The sequence below is a fragment of the Streptomyces racemochromogenes genome, assembly GCF_044129415.1.
Taxonomy (GTDB): Bacteria; Actinomycetota; Actinomycetes; order Streptomycetales; family Streptomycetaceae; genus Streptomyces; species Streptomyces racemochromogenes_A.
In genome coordinates this window covers 15,878-33,331 of the sequence record NZ_JBBDHD010000078.1, presented here as the reverse complement: position 1 = coordinate 33,331, position 17,454 = coordinate 15,878, and the positions used below count along the sequence as shown (strand labels likewise).

Below are 17,454 nucleotides of genomic sequence, written 5' to 3'. Positions count from 1 at the left end.
CCCCCCCCCCCCCCCCCCCCCCCCCCAAGCCGCAAACCCGCCCGCCCGCACGCACCGCCCCGCGGGGGGCCGGGGGGGGGCGCCCCGCGGGCCCCCCCCCCCCCGCCCCTGGAGGGGCGCGTCGCGCCGTCCGCCGTCAGTCGGTCGGGACCGAGCAGAAGCCGTCCTGTTCGAGCCAGAAGCGGTACAGGTCGTGGCCGCAGTACGTCTCCAGGTCCGACACGCCCAGCGTGCGCAGGACCGCCTGGACCACGTCGAAGAAGACCTGGTTCACCTGCGGGATCCACAGCAGCGCGAACACCCCGATCAGCGCGAAAGGCGCCAGCGGCGCGAGCTCGCGGCGGGCGCGGTGCGACAGCCAGGGCTCGATGACCCCGTAACCGTCCAGGCCCGGCACCGGCAGGAAGTTCAGGATCGCCGCCGAGACCTGGAGCAGCGCCAGGAACGCCAGCGCGAAGCGGAACGTCACCGGCACCCCGTCGAGGGCGTCCAGCCAGAACGGCGCCGTGCACACGGCGGCGAAGGCCACGTTCGTCAGCGGACCGGCCGCCGACACCAGGCTGTGCCGCCAGCGGCCCCGGATCCGGTCGCGCTCGATGTACACGGCTCCGCCGGGCAGGCCCAGCCCGCCCAGGATCACGAAGACCACCGGCAGCACGATGCTGAGCAGCGCGTGCGTGTACTTCAGCGGGTTCAGCGTCAGATAGCCCTTGGCGCCGACCGTGATGTCACCGCCGTGCAGCGCGGTCCGGGCGTGCGCGTACTCGTGCAGGCACAGCGAGACCACCCACGCCGAGGTGACGAAGAGGAACACGGCCAGCCCCGGGCTCGCCGCGTACCCCGTCCACACCGCCCAGCCCGTCACCGCCATGACGGCGACGATGCCGAGGAAAACGGAACTGATACGCCGCTCACTGCGGCCATTCTGGTGAACCATGCGGCGAAACCTATCCCGGACGCCTGGCCCGAAGGCCCCCGGGGGCCGGGGACAATGGGCCGGTGCGCTACGCGATTCTCGGCACCGCCCAGGCCATCCGCGACGACGGCACCCCCGTCGCCGTCGGCGGAGCGCGCCTGCGCGCCCTCCTGACCGCCCTCGCGCTGCGCCCCGGCCGGACCGTGCCGGCCGGGCTGCTCGTCGCCGAGGTGTGGGACGCCGACCCGCCGGCCGACGCCCCCGCCGCGCTCCAGGCCCTGGTGGCCCGGCTGCGGCGGGCCCTGGGACACGGGGCGGTGCGCTCCGCGGAGGGCGGCTACCGGCTGGAGGCCGGGCGCGACGACATCGACCTGTACCGCTTCGAAGGGCTCGTGCGCTCCGCCGCGGCCGCCCCGGACCCCGCCCGGGCGGCGGCCCTGTACGACGAGGCCCTCGCCCTGTGGCGGGGCCCCGCGCTGGCCTCCCTCCCGGATCCGGCGGCCGAGTCCGCGCGCTGGGAGGCCGTACGGATGGACGCGCGCCGGGGCCGGCTCGGCGCGGCACTGGCCCTGGGCGAGGCGGAACAGGCCCTGCCGGAGCTGACCGAACTGTGCGCCCGCCACCCCCTGGACGAGTCCCTGCAGACCCTCCGCATCCGGGCCCTCCGCGCAGCGGGCCGCCCCGCCGAGGCCCTGGCCGCCTACGAGACCGTCCGCCGGGACCTCTCCGACCGCCTCGGCACGGACCCGGGCCCGGCCCTGCGCGCCCTGCACACCGAACTCCTCTCGGGCGCCCCCGCCCCCCAGCCGCCCCCGCCCACCCCCGCCGCCCCGTACCCCGGGGACCCGGCCGGGGGTGCCGCCGGGAACTTGAGGGCGCGGCTGACCACCTTCGTCGGCCGGGAGGAGGACATCAAGGTCATCGGGAACGACCTCGCCGGGGCCCGGCTCGTCACCCTCCTCGGTCCCGGCGGGGCCGGCAAGACCCGGCTGTCGCAGGAGGCCGCCGAAGCGCACCCCGCGGCCGACTGGCCCGACGGGGTCTGGCTCGTCGAACTGGCACCGGTCGACGACCCCGAGGACGTCGCCGAAGCCGCCCTCGCCGCCGTCGGCGCCCGCGAGACCAGGCTCCGCGGCGCCGCCGCCGAGGAGCTGCGCGCGCTCACCGACCGCACCGGAGACCGGCCCCTCGACCGGCTCGCCGAGCACTGCTCCCGGCGCCGCCTCCTGCTGCTCCTCGACAACTGCGAGCACGTGATCGGGGCCGCCGCCGAGCTCGCCGAGCGGATCCTGACCCAGTGCCCCGGCGTGCGCATCCTCGCCACCAGCCGGGAACCCCTCGGCGTGCCCGGCGAGTTCCTGCGGCCCGTCGAACCGCTGCCCGACCCCGTCGCCCTGCGGCTGCTCGACGACCGCGGCGCCGCCGCCCGGCCCGGCTTCCGGGTCGCCGACGACCCCGAGGCCGCCGCCGAGATCTGCCGACGCCTCGACGGACTGCCGCTCGCCATCGAACTGGCCGCCGCCCGGCTGCGGCTCCTGACCCCCCGCCAGATCGCCGACCGGCTCGACGACCGCTTCCGCCTGCTCACCGGCGGCGCCCGCACCGTACTGCCCCGCCAGCAGACCCTGCGCGCCGTCGTCGACTGGTCCTGGGACCTCCTCGACGAGCCCGAACGGGCCGTACTGCGCCGGCTGTCCGTCTTCGCCGGCGGCTGCGACCTGGAGGCCGCCGAGGCCGTCTGCGCGGACGGCAGCGGGCTCGACGTCGCCGACCTCATGGCGGCCCTCGTCGACAAGTCCCTCGTCGTCGCCGCCCCCGGTCCGGCCGGCGACATGCGCTACCGCCTCCTGGAGACCGTCGGCGAGTACGCCGCCGAACGCCTCGACGAGGCCGGAGCGGGCCGCGACCGCGACGAGACCGAGCACCGCCACCTCGTCCACTACCGCGAACTCGCCCGCACCACCGAGCCCCGGCTGCGCGGACACGGCCAGCGCGCGGCCGCCGACCGCATCGCCGCCGAGTACGAGAACCTCCGCACCGCCCTGCGCCGCGCCCTCGCCACCCGCGACACCTGCGAGGTCCTGTGCCTGGTCCACGCCCTCGGCTGGTACTGGCACATGCAGGACCTGCGCGCCGAGATACGGCACTGGACCGAGGCCGCCGCCACCCTCGGCCCCGACCCCTTCGCACCGCCCCACGCCCTGGCCGGTCCCGTCCACGAACGGCTCCTGGACTCACCCCCGCCCTACTCCGGCGAGGTCCTCGCCGAGGCCTGGCGGGCCGTGCACCTGCTACGCCTGTCCTCCCGCGACCACACGTCCACCACATGGGACAGCCCCGACGTCCGCGCCGAGGTGGAGGGCATCCTCGCCACCTACCGGCCCGGCCTCCCGCAGACCTGCCGGATCCCCGGCTCGCTGTGGGTCTACGCCGTGATGATCGCGGGGAAGCCCGGGCTGCTGAAACGCGTCGTCGACGAGACCGTCACCGCCGCCCGCGAACTCGGCTACGACTGGGAGCTCGCCTCCGCCCTCCAGCTGCGGGCCAACGTCCTCGCCAACCGCGCCGACTGGGCCGGCGACGCCTCGCGCGACGCCGACGAGAGCCTCGCCCTCTTCCGCGAGCTCGGGGACGACTGGGGTTGCGCCGAGGCGCTGTCCGCCCGCGCCGAGGCCCGGGAGAAGAGCGGCGCGTACGAACTCGCCTGCCAGGACTACCTCGCAGCCGTCACCCACGCCGAACGGCTGGGCGCCCGCGCCCAGGTGACGGTGCTGCGCGTGCGGATGGCCGGGACCCTCATCGAGAGCGGCCGGCTGGAGGAGGCCGAGGAGATCCTCGGCGAGATCACCGCCGGCGGGCAGCGGTTCGGCAACGAGGCCATGCCCGCCGCCCGGATGTTCTACGCCGGACTCCTCGGCCGCACCGGCCGGATCCCCGAGGCCCGCGCCCAGATCGCCGTCCTGCGCGAGGAGTTCGCCCTCGGCGCGTTCGCCGTCTTCGACGTGTTCCTGCACGCGACCACCGCCTGGCTGGACAACCGGGAGGGCAGGTACGAGGACGCCCTGGACCGGATCAGGGAGGCCGAGGGGGCCATGCGCCACCCGCTCGCGACGATGGTCGCCCCGCAGCTGCCCGCCGTGTTCCTGGTGACGGCCGCCGTCTCCCTCGCCTCGCTCGGCGGGCCGCGGCGGGCCTACGAGGCGGCCCGGCTGGTCGGCGCCTACGAGGCGAACCTGCCGCCCCGGCACGTCCCGGTCACCGCGGAACGCGAGGACGCCGCCCGCGCCGAGGAACTCGCGCGGGCGGCGCTCGGCGACGAGGCGTACGAGGCGGCGCACGCCGAAGGCGGCGGCCTCACGATGGAGGAGGCCGCCGCCCTCTACTGACCCGCCCCCCGTACGGGGCCCGGTCCGGGACGCGATCCGGAACGGACCGTCCGCCCGGATCAGGTCTTCTGGCGGAACCTGCGCACCGCGAGCGGCATGAGGACCGCGGTGATCGCCACCGACCAGGCCAGGGTGATCCACACCGAGTGGCCCAGCGGCGTGCCGTTCATCAGGCCGCGTGCCGCGTCGGCCAGGTTCGACAGCGGGTTGTAGTCGGTGAAGGCCTGGAGCCAGCCCGGCATGGTCGTCGGCTTGGCGAAGATCGAGCTGCCGAACTGCAGCGGCATCAGGACGAGCATCGCCATGCCCTGGACGGCCTGCGCGGTCTTCATCGTCAGACCCAGCAGGATGAAGATCCACATCAGGGAGGCGCCGAAGACCGCCGACAGCCCGATGGCCAGCAGCAGGTCCGGCACCGAGTGGACGGACAGGCCCAGCATGAAGCCCACGGCGAGCAGGATCGCGATGGCGACCATCATCCGGCCGAGCTCGACCACGATCTTCGCGATGAGCACCGAGGACCGGGCGATCGGCATGGACCGGAACCGGTCCATCACGCCCTTCTTGAAGTCGTCGTTGACGCCCGTGCCCACGCCCATGGCGATGTTCATGCCCATCATCGCCATCAGACCGGGCACCAGGTAGTTGACGTACTGCTCCTGGTTGCCCTTGCCGGACATCGCGCCGCCGAAGACGAACACGAACAGCAGCGTGAAGATGATCGGCATGAACACGGCGTCGAACATCGACTCCGGGTCCTGCTTGATCTGGAGGGCGTTGCGGCGCACCAGGGCGCCGATGTGCCGCAGGTTGCCCCGCAGGCCGATCCGGCCGTCCTCGGACGGGGCCGCCGCGGCGACCCGGGGGGCCGCGGGCTTGGTGGTGGTGACGGTGCTCATACCGCGACCTCCTCGGTCTTCTCGGTGGGAACGGAGTTCCCGGACACGGCGGGCCGCTGTCCGGTGATGGAGAGGAACACCTCGTCGAGGCTGGGCAGGTAGGTGCCGAGGTCGGCGATCGCGTACCCGCGGCCGGCCAGCAGGCCGACGACGGCGGTCAGCTGCTCGTCGCTGAGGATCGGGACGAGGAGGACGCCCTCGTCCGGTACGGCCTGGGCGCCGGCCACCCCGTCGAGACCGGCCTCGGACAGGGCGCGGGCCATGTCCGGCAGGTCGGCGGAGGCCACCGGGCGGATCCGCAGGGTCCGGCCGCCGACGCGCGCCTTCAGCTCGTCGACCTTGCCGTTGGCGATGACCTTGCCGCGGTCGATGACCGTCAGCTCGCTCGCCAGCTGCTCGGCCTCCTCCATGTACTGCGTGGTGAGCAGGACCGTGGCCCCCTCGGCGACCATCCGCTGCACCTCGTCCCACACCTCGTTGCGGGTACGGGGGTCCAGACCGGTGGTCGGCTCGTCCAGGTAGAGGACGGCCGGACGGCCGATCATCGAGGCCGCCAGGTCGAGGCGGCGGCGCATGCCGCCGGAGTAGTTCATCGCGGCCTTCTTCGCCGCCTCGGTGAGCGAGAACCGCTCCAGCAGCTCGTCGGCCCGGGACCGGGCCTCCTTGCGGGACAGGTCCAGCAGCCGGCCGATCATGTAGAGGTTCTCCCAGCCGGAGAGCTTCTCGTCGACCGAGGCGTACTGGCCGGTCAGGCCTATGGTGCGGCGCAGCTGCCGCGGCTGGCGGACCACGTCGTAGCCGGCGACCGTCGCCGTGCCGGCGTCGGGCACGATCAGGGTGGACAGGCAGCGGACCAGGGTGGTCTTGCCCGCGCCGTTCGGACCGAGGACACCGAGCACGGTGCCCTCGCGGACGAAGAGGTCGACCCCGTCCAGGGCCTTCGTGTCGCCGTAGTGCTTCACCAGCCCCCGCACTTCGACGGCGTGGGGAGTCTTGTCGTTTCGCGTCATGTCCACCATGGGACCAGCCGCCACCGACAAAGCCCCGACAGCCGGCCGACGGCGCACCGACGGCCCGCCGACATCCCGGAGGGGGCTGTCGGCGGGCCGTCCGCGGCTTGCTAGTGGAAGGCGTGCTCCGGCTGCGGGAACGATCCGCCGACCACGTCCTCGGCGAAGGCCTTCGCCGCGTCACCCATGGTGGCGCGGAGGTTCGCGTACTGCTTCACGAACCGCGGCATCTTCCCCCCGGTCAGGCCCATCATGTCGGTCCACACCAGCACCTGCGCGTCGCACTCCGCGCCCGCCCCGATGCCGACGGTCGGGATGTGCAGGGACCGCGTGACCTCGGCGGCGAGCTCGGCCGGGACCAGCTCCAGCACCACCGCGAAGGCGCCGGCGTCCTGCGCCGCCTTGGCGTCGCGCAGCAGCTGGTGCGCGGCCTCGTCGCCGCGGCCCTGCACCCGGTAGCCCATGGCGTTCACGGACTGCGGGGTCAGGCCCAGGTGGGACATGACCGGGATGCCGGACTGGACGATCAGCTCGGTCTGGGCCAGCGAGCGCTCGCCGCCCTCCAGCTTCACGGCCCCGACCCCGGCCTCCTTGACCAGCCGGGTGGCGCTGCGCAGCGCCTGCACGGCGCCTTCCTGGTAGGAGCCGAACGGCAGGTCGCCGACGACCAGGGCCCGGCTGGTGCCCCGGACGACGGCCGCCGACAGCAGGGTCATCTCGTCCATCGTCACGGGGACGGTGGTCTCGTAGCCGAGGTGACAGTTGCCCATCGAGTCGCCGACGAGGATGACCGGGATGCCGGCCTCGTCGAACACGGACGCCGTCATGGCGTCGTAGGCGGTGAGCATCGGCCACTTCTCGCCGCGCTCCTTGGCCAGGGTGAGGTCGCGGACGGTGATCCGCCGGGTGCCCGTGCCTCCGTACAGGGTGGGGGAGGCTGCTTCGCGGGCAGGCGAAACGGCATGCGTCATTGCAACTGCTCCTTGTGTCATCTCGAGGCGCCCTCACGGCGTCCCCGGACTCACCCACCATGGTGGCACCCGTCCGGGCGCGGACGGAAGTGGCGCAGCCGTGGCGCACTGACCGGTCCGTCACACTCCTGGCCCGGCTCCAGGCGCACCGGAGCCAATGTGCGCGTTTCGTGACAAGCGGAACCCCGGCCGCACGGCCGTTCGTCCTCCCGGTCGTACGGCCGCGAAGGACGGCACGGAAGGCTCCCGACATCGCCTAGGGTCAAGGTGCGGGGACGGAGCGCGAGCACGGCAGCGAGGACATGGCATGGCACAGGCGTACCTGACGGAGACGGGGAACGGCGGCTCCGAGCCCGGGCCCTCCGGATCCGGCCTGCGACGCCGATGGGACGCGCTGCGCCGCCAACTGGCGGAACTGCGCCGCGATCCGGGCATCTGGAAGCGGGGGATCGTCACCGCGGCCTTCGCGCTGCTGACCTCCGGGATCATGGTCTTCCACGCCGAGCTGCCCAACGACGTCGGCAACCTCGGCAGCCTCACCGAGACCTTCCTGCCCTGGCTGGGCGTGTTCGTGCCGGTCCTGCTGGTCATCGCGGTGGTCCGCCGGTCCGCGACCGCCCTGCTGGCGATACTGCTGACCGCCGCGGTCTGGGTGAACCTCTTCGGCGGACTGGTCAGCGACAAGTCGGACACCGGCGGCAACCTGATGGTCGCCGCCCACAACGTCGACGCCGACAACCCCGACCCGCGCGGCACGGCCCGCTCCGTCGCCAAGTCCGGGGCCGACGTCCTGGCCCTGACCGAGCTCAAGGCCGGTGCCGTCCCGATCTACGAGGAGGCCCTGGGCGGCACGTACAAGTACCACGCCGTCGAGGGGACCGTCGGCGTGTGGAGCAAGTACCCCCTGACCTCCAGCAAGCCCGTGGACATCCGGCTGGGCTGGACCCGGGCCATGCGCACCACCGTCGCCGGCCCCTTCGGCGAGTTGGGCGTCTACGTCGCCCACCTGCCGTCGGTGCGGGTCAAGCTCAACGCCGGGTTCACCGCCAACCAGCGCGACAACAGCGCCGACGCGCTGGGCGCCGCCCTCGCCGCCGAGCCGCTGAAGAACGTCGTCCTGCTCGGGGACCTCAACGGCACGATGAACGACCGCTCCCTGTCCGAGGTCACCTCGCAGATGCGCTCCACCCAGGGCGCGGCCGGCAACGGCTTCGGCTTCAGCTGGCCCGCCCAGTTCCCGATGGCCCGCATCGACCAGATCATGGTGCGCGGGGTGAAGCCGGAGGCCTCCTGGACCCTGCCCCGCACGGGCAGCGACCACCTCCCGGTCGCCGCGCGGCTCACGGTCCGCAAGTAGCGCGGGCCGTGCGGGGAGGGCCTACGGGTGCTCGCGCCAGCCGTTGGTGATCGGCAGCCGGCGGTCCTTCCCGAATCCCTTCGCCGAGATCTTCGTACCCGGCGGGTACTGGCGCCGCTTGTACTCGGCCGTGTCGACCATCCGGATGGTCTTCGCCACCAGCGCGCGGTCGAAACCGGCCGCCACGATCTCCTCCAGCCCCTGGTCGCGGTCCACGTACAGCTCCAGGACCGCGTCCAGCACCGGGTAGTCCGGCAGCGAGTCCGTGTCCACCTGGCCCGGGCGCAGCTCGGCGCTCGGCGGCTTCACGATCGAGTTCTCCGGGATCGGCGGGGTCTCGCCCCGTTCGGCCGCCGCCCGGTTGCGGTAGCGGGCGAGCCGGAAGACGTCCGTCTTGTACACGTCCTTGATCGGCCCGTACGCGCCGACCGAGTCCCCGTAGAGGGTGGAGTAGCCGACGGCCAGCTCCGACTTGTTGCCCGGGGCGAGGACGATGTGCCCCTCCTGGTTGGACAGCGCCATCAGCAGGGTGCCGCGCAGCCGGGACTGGAGGTTCTCCTCGGCCAGGCCGGTGAGCTCCAGCGCGCGCGTGTAGGCGTCGAACATCGGCTCGATGGAGACGGTCCGGAAGTTCAGGCCGGTCCGCCGGGCCAGGTCGGCGGCGTCGTCCCGGGAGTGCTGCGAGGAGTACTTGGAGGGCATCGAGACGCCGTACACGTTCTGCGCGCCGATGGCGTCGCAGGCGAGGGCGGCGACGAGCGCGGAGTCGATGCCGCCGGAGAGCCCGATCAGGACGGACCGGAACCCGTTCTTCTTCACGTACGCGCGCAGGCCCACGACGAGCGCGTCGTAGACCTCCTCGTCGTCGTCGAGGCGCTCCGCGTAGCCGCCGGTCACGACCGGCTCGTACGGCTCCACCGGCTCCTCGGAGAGGACGACGCGGTCGATGCGCAGGCCGTCGTCCACGACGCCCTCGGGGGCGTCGGGCCGGGCCGCCGGCAGGTCGAGGTCGACCAGGACGCAGCCCTCGGAGAACTGCGGGGCCCGCACGACGACCTCCCCCGAGGCGTCCACGACGATCGAGTCCCCGTCGAAGACCAGCTCGTCCTGGCCGCCGATCATCGCCAGGTAGGCCAGGGTGCAGCCGGCCTCCCGGGCCCGCTTGCGGACCAGTTCCAGGCGGACGTCGTCCTTGTTGCGCTCGTACGGGGAGGCGTTGACCGAGATCAGCAGTCCGGCTCCGGCGGAGCGGGTGGCGGGGACGCGGCCGCCCTCCTGCCAGAGGTCCTCGCAGATGGCCAGGGCCACGTCGACGCCGCGGACCCGGATCACCGGCTGGGTGTCGCCCGGCACGAAGTACCGGAACTCGTCGAAGACCCCGTAGTTGGGGAGGTGGTGCTTGGCGAAGCGCAGGACGACCTCGCCGCGGTGCAGGACGGCGGCCGCGTTCTCCGGGGAGCCGGCCGGGCGGCCGAGCCGGGCCGTGGCCCGCTCGGCGCGGTCGAGGTAGCCGACGATGACGGGGAGCTCGCCGAACCCCTCGTCCGCCAGCCGGCGGGCGAGGTCCACGAGGGCGGTGCGGGAGGCGTCGACGAAGGACCCGCGCAGGGCGAGGTCCTCCACGGGGTACCCGGTGAGCGCCATTTCGGGGAACGCCACCAGGTGGGCGCCCTGCTCGGCGGAGTGCCGGGTCCAGTGCACGACCGAGTCGGCGTTGGCGGCGATGTCGCCGACCCGCGAGTCGATCTGATTCAGCGCGAGGCGAAGTTGAGGCACGGGCCCAGTGTAATCGTCTTTCTGACGCGATGTCCTGGGTCCGTGCCGTTCGACGGGCTGCTCGGCGGGTTACCGGCCGGCTACTCGACGGGTCCGCTGAACTGCGCCGGGTCCATCAGGGTGCCGGGGGAGAGCTCGGCGCTGATGCTCTTCGTCCCCTCGGGGACCTCGAAGGCGGCGGTGCCGCTCGCGGACTGGCCGGGCTGGATCACGCCCTGGATCCACTTCGGGGTCTCGCCGTCGAAGACGAGCTTGGCGGATCCGCCCTTGTCGTCCTTCACCGCCGGCATGGCGTAGATGACCTTGTGGGGCTTGTCCGAGTCGTTGGTGATGGTGAACGACACCTCCACCGCGTTGCCCACGTCCATCCACTTGGCCTTGGTGGAGTACTGGTGCGGCGGCGCCAGGGTCACCTTGATGCCGTCGGGGTAGGCCACCGTCCGGCCGAAGGGGACGGGCGTGCCGAAGCCGGGGCCCTTGGGGGACTTGGGGGTCTTGGGGGGCACGGGCGGGAGGGAGAAGCGCGGGGCGGTGGGGGTGGGGAAGGGCTCGTCCTGCCAGTCCTCGGGGTCCTCGCCCCACTGGGGGTCGTTCAGCCGCTCGTGGGCGATGCGGTCACGGGCCTTGTCGAGGACGGCGCCGGTCAGGAACCAGCCGCCGACGGAGACGGCGAGGCCGACGAGGCCGAGGGCGGCGCCGACCACGGACATCGCCTTGCGCCCGGCGCCGCGCCGGGCCCGGGCCAGGCCGCCGCCGGCGAGACCGATCCCGGTGAGGGCGAGGCAGGTGCCGACCCAGAAGACGAACGGGACGGCCCCGATGAGGACCGAGAGGATCCCGAGGACGAGCGCGGCGACGGCCAGGCCGTTGGTCCGCGGCGGCGGGGCCGGGTAGTAGCCGGCCACCCCGGGCTGCCCCGGGTATCCCGGATACCCCGGGTAGCCGCCGGGCGGGGGCGGCCCCCAGGACCCGCCGGGCACCCCGTACCCGCCCCCGTGCGGCGGCGGGTACGCCCCGGGCGCCGCGAACGCCCCCGGCGCGGGCGTCGCCCACGGGTCGGCGGGCCCCTGCGGGGGCACCGGCGGCACGGCGGCACGCGCTGCCCCGCCGGCCGGGGCGGCGGCGGGGGCGTGCGGGGCCCCGTCGGCCGGGGCTGCGGCGGGGGCGTGCTCTGCCTCCGCCTCGTCCGGCGACTGCCGCCCGCCCCCGGCGCTTCCCTGGGGGACGGCCGCGGCTTCCGGCGCGGGCGCGCCGTCCCCGCCGAGCGCCGGCCCGGCGGGCTCGGCAAGGCTCTCGGCCGGGGCGGCGGGCTTGTCGAGGGACAGGCGGGCCGTCTCGGTGAGGTCCTGGGCCGGGGCCTGGGGGGCGGGCTGCTCCGAAAGCCGCGCGGTGTCGGCGAGGTCCTCGGCCGGAGTGGCGGGCTTGTCGAGGGACAGGCGGGCCGTCTCGGTGAGGTCCTGGGCCGGGGCCTGGGGGGCGGGCTGTTCCGAAAGCCGCGCGGTGTCGGCCAGGTCTTCGGTGGGGGTGGCGGGCTTGTCGAGGGACAGGCGGGCCGTCTCGGCGAGGTCCTCCGCGGGGTGTTCCTCGGGCGGGGTGGTGGGCTCGGGCTGGGGCAGGCGGGCCGTCTCGGTCGCGTCCTGCGGGGCCGGCCGCGTGGCGGGCGGGTGGTCCGCGGGTCGGGGCGCCGCCTCGGGTATCGGCGTTCCGCCGGGTTCGGTCGGCGGGCCGGACGGGCTGTTCGGCGGGGTCGGCGGCGTGCTCATACCTGGCGGCGTCCTTGCGAAGTGCGGCGTACGGAGATGCGGGCAGCCTGCCACGACCGCCCGTCCCCTCCAACCGGATTGGCCTCCCGGCCTCCCCGCCGGGGCGGAAATCTGATGATCTGTCGCGATCCCGTCCGCCCGGAGGGGAACGCCGTGCGCCGCGCCCTCGTTCTGCCCGGTGAGGGATTCCGCCGGACGGCCCCCGGTGATTCCCGGCAGCGCCGCCGCGCGGGGGCGCCGCGCGTCACCGCCCGATCTGCCGAGGATCATTCACCCATGGGTACTCAAGCCGACCCCGCCCGCGACACCGACACCGGCACCGGTTCCGTCGCCGGCCTCGTCGGCCTCGGCGCGGCCGCGTACACCGCCTGGGTCCTCGAAGTCGTCCTCTCCACCGGCCTCAACCCCATCGAGACGTACGTCAGCGAGCTCGCCGCCCAGGACCAGCCCCTCGGCGGCCTCTTCCGGGCCACCGACTTCACCGCCGGCCTGCTCGTCTTCCTCGGCGGCCTCCTCGCCCTCGTCCGCCTCGTCCCCTTCGTCCCCTTCGTGCGCCGCATCCGCCCCGACCCCGCCGCCCGCCGTCCCTGGACGGTCGCCGGCTGGGCCGGGGTCACCCTCTTCGGCGCGGCCACCGCCGCCGACGCCTGGCTGCCGCTCAGCTGCCGGCCGACCGCCGACCCCGTCTGCGCGGCCCGCGAGACCGCCGGACTGGTCCCGGCCACCCACCAGGCCCACGCCGTGAGCAGCAGCCTCGCCATGACCGGCGCCCTCGTCGGGATGGTCGCCCTCACCGTCGCCGCCCGCCGCTACCACCGCCTCGCCCCGCTCGCCCGCCACGGCCCGGCCCTCGTCGTACTGGAGCTCCTCGCCACCGCCTGGACCCTGACCGCCATCTCCCTCTTCACCGCCGGCCGCGGCACCTGGGCCCTCGGCGCGGGCCAGCGGCTCCAGGTGCTGCTCGTGGCGCTCTGGCTGGGCCTGCTGGCGTACTCCGTCCACAAGGAGCACCGCACATGACGCAGCCGCACACGACGCACCCCCGCGCCGCCGGCCGCTTCCTGCGGGTGGACGGAGTGCCCCTCCACGCCGTCGTGGAAGGCGACGGTCCTCCCGTCGTGCTGAGCGCCGGGCTCGCCATGGCCTGGTTCGACTGGGACGAGGTCGCCGCCCTGCTCGTGGCCGCCGGCCGTACCGTCATCCGCTTCGACCGCCCCGGCCACGGCCTCAGCGCCCCGGCCACCACCCCGCCGACCGCCGCCGGCGAGGCCCACCGCATCGCCGGACTGCTCGACACGCTCGGCGTCACCGCGCCCGTCACCGTCGTCGGGCACTCCCTCGCCGGCTTCCACGCCGAGGCCTTCGCCCGCCTCCACCCCGACCGCACCGCCGCCCTGGTGCTGGTCGACTCCAGCGTCGAGGAGTCCCCCCGTACGCTCCTGCCCGCCGCGCTGCGCACCGGCGCCGCCCGCGCCCTCGGCCGGGCCCTCACCGCCGCCGGGATCCCCGCCGCGCTGGGACCCGCCGCCCGGCGCGCCGCCGTACGGGCCTCCCGCGCGGCAGGCGGCCGGCCCGGGGACGGCCGGCCCGGGGACGGCCGGACCCGTGACGGCCGGCCCGGGGACCCGGCCGCGCGGGACCTCGTACGCCGCTGCTACCGCACCGGCCGGGTCTGGCGGGGCATCCTCCTGGAGAACTCCCGCTACCCGGACACCGCCGCCGAGCTCCTCGCCCTGCGGACCCGCCACCCCCTGCCGGCCCCCGCCACCGTCCTCGTCGCGCACGACGGAGGCCGCGGCAGGGCCGCGCGGCGCTGGCTCGCCCGCCAGGCGGCCCTGGCCGACCGGCTCGGTGCCCGCTTCGAGGTGGCCGAGCCGGCGGGGCACCTGGTCATGCTGGACCGCCCGCACCAGGTGGCGCGGGCGGTCCGGTACGCGGCCGCCCCGGGCCCCCCGGCGGGCCGCCGCCTCACTCGCGCGGCGCCGCCCCCCGCTGCCTGAGCATGTCCGCCATCAGCTTCAGCTCCGACTGCTGCGCCTCGACCATGCCCTGGGCCAGCGCCCGCTCGGCCGGCGTCCTGCACTGCCGGGCGCAGCCCTCGGCCATCGCGACGCCGCCCTTGTGGTGGTCGGTCATCAGCTGGAGGTAGAGCACCTCCGCGTCCCGGCCGCCGGCGGCGCCGAGCCGGTCGAGCTCCTCCTTGGTCGCCATGCCGGGCATGAGCGCGCCCGGTTTGGCGGCGTGACCCTCGTGTGCCTCGTGCCCCGCGTGCTCCCCCGACGCGTCCATCGACATCCACGACATCGGCGGCTCGTCCGCCACCACCTTCGGCAGCCCCCACAGGTCCAGCCAGCCCAGCAGCATGCCGCGCTGGTTGGCCTGGGTGTTGGCGATGTCGTACGCGAGCCCGCGCACCGGCTCGTCCTGCGTGCGGTCGCGGACGATGAAGGACATCTCCACCGCCTGCTGGTGGTGCACCGCCATGTCCCGGGCGAACCCGGCGTCGGGGGAGTAGAGCGCCGGAGTCCGCGCGGAGGAGGAGCCGTCCGGGGCGGAGGAGCCGTCCGCCGTGGCGAAGGTGGCCCCCGCCGCGAACAGCGCGGCCAGCACCACCCCCGTGCCCGCGGCCCAGTACGTACGGTTCGTACGGCTCCGGGTCACTTCTCGCCCAGCCCGTTGGTGCAGGCCGCGCCCGGCTCGGGGGTCTGCGGGCCCTGCACGTACTTGGTGAAGAACTGCGCCACCCGGGGGTCGTCCGCCTTGTCGACCGTCAGCTGCTTGCCCCAGGCGCTGAGCATGATCGCGCCCGCCTGCTCCTTGTCGGGGCTCATCAGGGTGTAGGGGGTCTTGCCCACCTTGCCGGCGAGGGCGTCGACGTCGGCCTTGGCGGCCTTGTCGTTGTACGTGACCCAGACCGCGCCGTGCTCCAGCGAGTGCACGGCGTTCACCTCGGGGATCGGGTTCTTGTAGACGTCGCCGTTGCAGTTCATCCAGCGGGGGTTGTGGTCGCCGCCGACCGGCGGGTTCATCTCGTACTTGACCGGGGTCTCGACGTGGTTGCGGCCGAGCTTCTTGACGTCCCAGCTCTGCTCGCCGTTGACCGGAGCCTTGCGGGCGGCCTCGGCGTCCCGGTCCTTCTGCTTCTGGTCCATGATCACCCACGCGCCGAAGCCGATGAGCGCGGCGACGACCGCCGTGGAGACGCTGATCGCGATGATCTTGTTGCGGCGGTCGCGCGCCTTCTCGGCGCGCCGCATCTCGGCTATCCGGTTCTGGCGGGAGTTCCTGTCGTTCTTGTCCGACGTCCTGCTGGCCATGTGCCCTGTTTCCTTCTGCTGAGGGGGGTGTGGGGGTGGTGCCGGTGGTGTCGTGTACGGCGCCGGACGCGTCAGGTCCGCAGTACTTGCAGGGCGTGCAGGTCAGGGGCGCGCGCGAGGGTCCCAGGGGGCCGCACCGGGCCCGTGGCCGCCGGCAGGGCGCGGGGCGCCGGTCCGGGCCGCGCGGCGGTGACGGCGGGCGGCGGGGCGGGCAGTACGGCCGGGGTCACATGGGCCAGGGGCGAACAGCCGGGCAGCTCGTGCGGGGACACGCAGGCGACGCGCGGGCCGGACCCGCCGTACGGGCCGGCCACACCGTGCGCGGCGTACGCCCGAACGGGCCCTTCCGCGGCCCTCGCGCCCGGCACGGCCGCCCCGCCCCGCACGCACAGGAACCCCGTCCCGGCGGCCATGGCGAGGGCGAGCAGCAGCAGGAGGGCACCGCGACGGGCGTGACGCCCGTGACGCCCGCTCCGCGTGTTCTCCCAGCCCCCCATGGCCGCCGATGGTAATGCTCATGACGGGCCCGGGGTCAGAGCGGGGGTGCCATCGGCCTTGAGGGGTGCGTAATGTGGCGGAAACCACCACTAGGGATACTGGACGGGCCCGGCTGCGCCGCCGGTCCCCTCGGGTCGGTGGTGCACAGGTCGTCTGAACTGCGAGGATGAAGGCATGGACAAGCAGCAGGAATTCGTCCTCCGGACACTTGAGGAGCGCGACATCCGCTTCGTGCGCCTGTGGTTCACCGACGTACTGGGCTTCCTGAAGTCCGTCGCGGTCGCTCCCGCCGAGCTGGAGCAGGCCTTCGACGAGGGCATCGGCTTCGACGGCTCCGCGATCGAGGGCTTCGCCCGCGTCTACGAGTCCGACATGATCGCCAAGCCGGACCCGGGCACGTTCCAGATACTGCCGTGGCGCGCCGAGGCCCCCGGGACCGCCCGGATGTTCTGCGACATCCTGATGCCGGACGGCTCCCCGTCCTTCGCGGACCCGCGCTACGTCCTCAAGCGCATCCTGGCCAAGACCTCCGACCTGGGCTTCACCTTCTACACCCACCCGGAGATCGAGTTCTTCCTGCTGAAGGACAAGCCGCTCGACGGCACCCGCCCGGTCCCGGCGGACAACTCCGGCTACTTCGACCACACTCCGCAGAACGTCGGCATGGACTTCCGCCGCCAGGCGATCACCATGCTCGAATCCATGGGCATCTCGGTCGAGTTCAGCCACCACGAGGGCGCCCCGGGCCAGCAGGAGATCGACCTCCGCTACGCCGACGCCCTCTCCACGGCCGACAACATCATGACCTTCCGCCTGGTCATGAAGCAGGTCGCCCTGGAACAGGGCGTCCAGGCGACGTTCATGCCGAAGCCCTTCTCGGAGTACCCCGGCTCGGGCATGCACACCCACCTCTCCCTCTTCGAGGGCGACCGCAACGCCTTCTACGAGTCGGGCGCCGAGTACCAGCTCTCGAAGGTCGGCCGCTCCTTCATCGCGGGCCTCCTGAGGCACGCCGCCGAGACCGCCGCGGTGACCAACCAGTGGGTCAACTCCTACAAGCGCATCTGGGGCGGCTCCTCCCGCACCGCCGGCTCCGGCGGCGAGGCCCCCTCGTACATCTGCTGGGGCCACAACAACCGCTCGGCCCTGATCCGCGTCCCGATGTACAAGCCGGGCAAGACCGGTTCCTCCCGGGTCGAGGTCCGCTCGATCGACTCGGGCGCCAACCCCTACCTCACGTACGCCGTCCTCCTGGCGGCGGGCCTCAAGGGCATCGAGGAGGGCTACGAACTCCCGGCGGGCGCCGACGACGACGTCTGGGCCCTCTCCGACGCCGAACGCCGCGCCATGGGCATCGAACCCCTCCCCCAGAACCTCGGCGAGGCCATCTCCCTGATGGAACGCAGCGAACTGGTCGCCGAAACCCTCGGCGAACACGTCTTCGACTTCTTCCTGCGCAACAAGAAGCAGGAGTGGGAGGAGTACCGCTCGGAGGTCACGGCCTTCGAACTCCGCAAGAACCTCCCCGTCCTGTAACGGGGGATGCGCCGAGGCTCCGGGC

14 protein-coding genes are annotated in these 17,454 nt (G+C 73.9%); 5 read left to right on the top strand and 9 right to left on the bottom strand.

Going from position 1 to position 17,454, the window contains the following annotated elements; translation table 11 throughout:
* Positions 1-136: 136 nt before the first annotated feature.
* Entirely contained in the window at positions 137-937 is an 801-nt protein-coding gene (locus WDV06_RS25130) for a site-2 protease family protein (protein WP_395512045.1), read from the bottom strand.
* Positions 938-999: 62 nt separating this feature from the next.
* On the opposite strand from WDV06_RS25130, the gene WDV06_RS25125 reads away from it, so the two are divergent.
* Positions 1,000-4,302, top strand: a complete 3,303-nt coding sequence (locus WDV06_RS25125) for an AfsR/SARP family transcriptional regulator (RefSeq protein WP_395512044.1) — start codon at positions 1,000-1,002, stop codon at positions 4,300-4,302.
* A 59-nt stretch (positions 4,303-4,361) separates the two neighbouring features.
* On the opposite strand, the gene WDV06_RS25120 is transcribed toward WDV06_RS25125, so the two are convergent.
* The 3 genes from WDV06_RS25120 to panB all read right to left on the bottom strand — a co-directional run bounded on the left by WDV06_RS25120 (position 4,362) and on the right by panB (position 7,182).
* Positions 4,362-5,201, bottom strand: coding sequence for an ABC transporter permease (locus tag WDV06_RS25120; RefSeq protein ID WP_395512043.1), 840 nt, complete (start codon positions 5,199-5,201; stop codon positions 4,362-4,364).
* Positions 5,198-6,220 carry an ATP-binding cassette domain-containing protein gene (locus WDV06_RS25115; protein WP_395512042.1) on the bottom strand — a complete coding sequence of 341 codons (1,023 nt, stop codon included), beginning with the start codon at positions 6,218-6,220 and terminating at the stop codon, positions 5,198-5,200. Before WDV06_RS25115 ends, WDV06_RS25120 begins: the two co-directional genes overlap by 4 nt.
* A 101-nt stretch (positions 6,221-6,321) precedes the next feature.
* The gene (panB, locus tag WDV06_RS25110; protein ID WP_395512041.1) at positions 6,322-7,182 is read right to left on the bottom strand and encodes a 3-methyl-2-oxobutanoate hydroxymethyltransferase; all 861 of its coding nucleotides are present in this window, start codon (positions 7,180-7,182) and stop codon (positions 6,322-6,324) included.
* 307 nt (positions 7,183-7,489) lie between these two features.
* Here panB and WDV06_RS25105 point away from each other — a divergent pair, with 307 nt between their 5' ends.
* Positions 7,490-8,539, top strand: coding sequence for an endonuclease/exonuclease/phosphatase family protein (locus WDV06_RS25105; RefSeq protein ID WP_395512040.1), 1,050 nt, complete (start codon positions 7,490-7,492; stop codon positions 8,537-8,539).
* 21 nt (positions 8,540-8,560) lie between these two features.
* Here WDV06_RS25105 and WDV06_RS25100 read toward each other — a convergent pair whose 3' ends face one another.
* Positions 8,561-10,315, bottom strand: a complete 1,755-nt coding sequence (locus WDV06_RS25100) for an NAD+ synthase (protein WP_395512039.1) — start codon at positions 10,313-10,315, stop codon at positions 8,561-8,563.
* 80 nt (positions 10,316-10,395) lie between these two features.
* A complete protein-coding gene (locus WDV06_RS25095) occupies positions 10,396-12,078 on the bottom strand; it encodes a DUF4352 domain-containing protein (RefSeq protein ID WP_395512038.1) in 1,683 nt (560 codons plus the stop codon).
* A gap of 276 nt (positions 12,079-12,354) precedes the next feature.
* On the opposite strand from WDV06_RS25095, the gene WDV06_RS25090 reads away from it, so the two are divergent.
* Together WDV06_RS25090 and WDV06_RS25085 are read left to right on the top strand one after the other, a co-directional pair.
* Positions 12,355-13,098, top strand: a complete 744-nt coding sequence (locus WDV06_RS25090) for a DUF998 domain-containing protein (RefSeq protein WP_395512037.1) — start codon at positions 12,355-12,357, stop codon at positions 13,096-13,098.
* Positions 13,095-14,078 (top strand): alpha/beta fold hydrolase, encoded by a 984-nt coding sequence (locus WDV06_RS25085; RefSeq protein WP_395512036.1) that lies wholly within the window; start codon positions 13,095-13,097, stop codon positions 14,076-14,078. Before WDV06_RS25090 ends, WDV06_RS25085 begins: the two co-directional genes overlap by 4 nt.
* Here the strand turns inward: WDV06_RS25085 and WDV06_RS25080 are convergent.
* The 3 genes from WDV06_RS25080 to WDV06_RS25070 form a co-directional block, all read right to left on the bottom strand.
* Positions 14,047-14,739: a DUF305 domain-containing protein gene (locus WDV06_RS25080; protein ID WP_395512035.1), complete on the bottom strand. Its 693-nt coding sequence runs from the start codon at positions 14,737-14,739 to the stop codon at positions 14,047-14,049. The two genes, WDV06_RS25085 and WDV06_RS25080, sit on opposite strands and share 32 nt — an antisense overlap.
* Positions 14,736-15,395: a DUF3105 domain-containing protein gene (locus tag WDV06_RS25075; RefSeq protein ID WP_395512034.1), complete on the bottom strand. Its 660-nt coding sequence runs from the start codon at positions 15,393-15,395 to the stop codon at positions 14,736-14,738. Before WDV06_RS25075 ends, WDV06_RS25080 begins: the two co-directional genes overlap by 4 nt.
* A gap of 71 nt (positions 15,396-15,466) precedes the next feature.
* Positions 15,467-15,892, bottom strand: a complete 426-nt coding sequence (locus WDV06_RS25070; protein WP_395512033.1) for a hypothetical protein — start codon at positions 15,890-15,892, stop codon at positions 15,467-15,469.
* A 175-nt stretch (positions 15,893-16,067) separates the two neighbouring features.
* Here WDV06_RS25070 and WDV06_RS25065 point away from each other — a divergent pair, with 175 nt between their 5' ends.
* Complete coding sequence (locus WDV06_RS25065; RefSeq protein ID WP_007263785.1) at positions 16,068-17,429, top strand: glutamine synthetase family protein; 1,362 nt, start codon at positions 16,068-16,070, stop codon at positions 17,427-17,429.
* Positions 17,430-17,454: the final 25 nt, after the last annotated feature.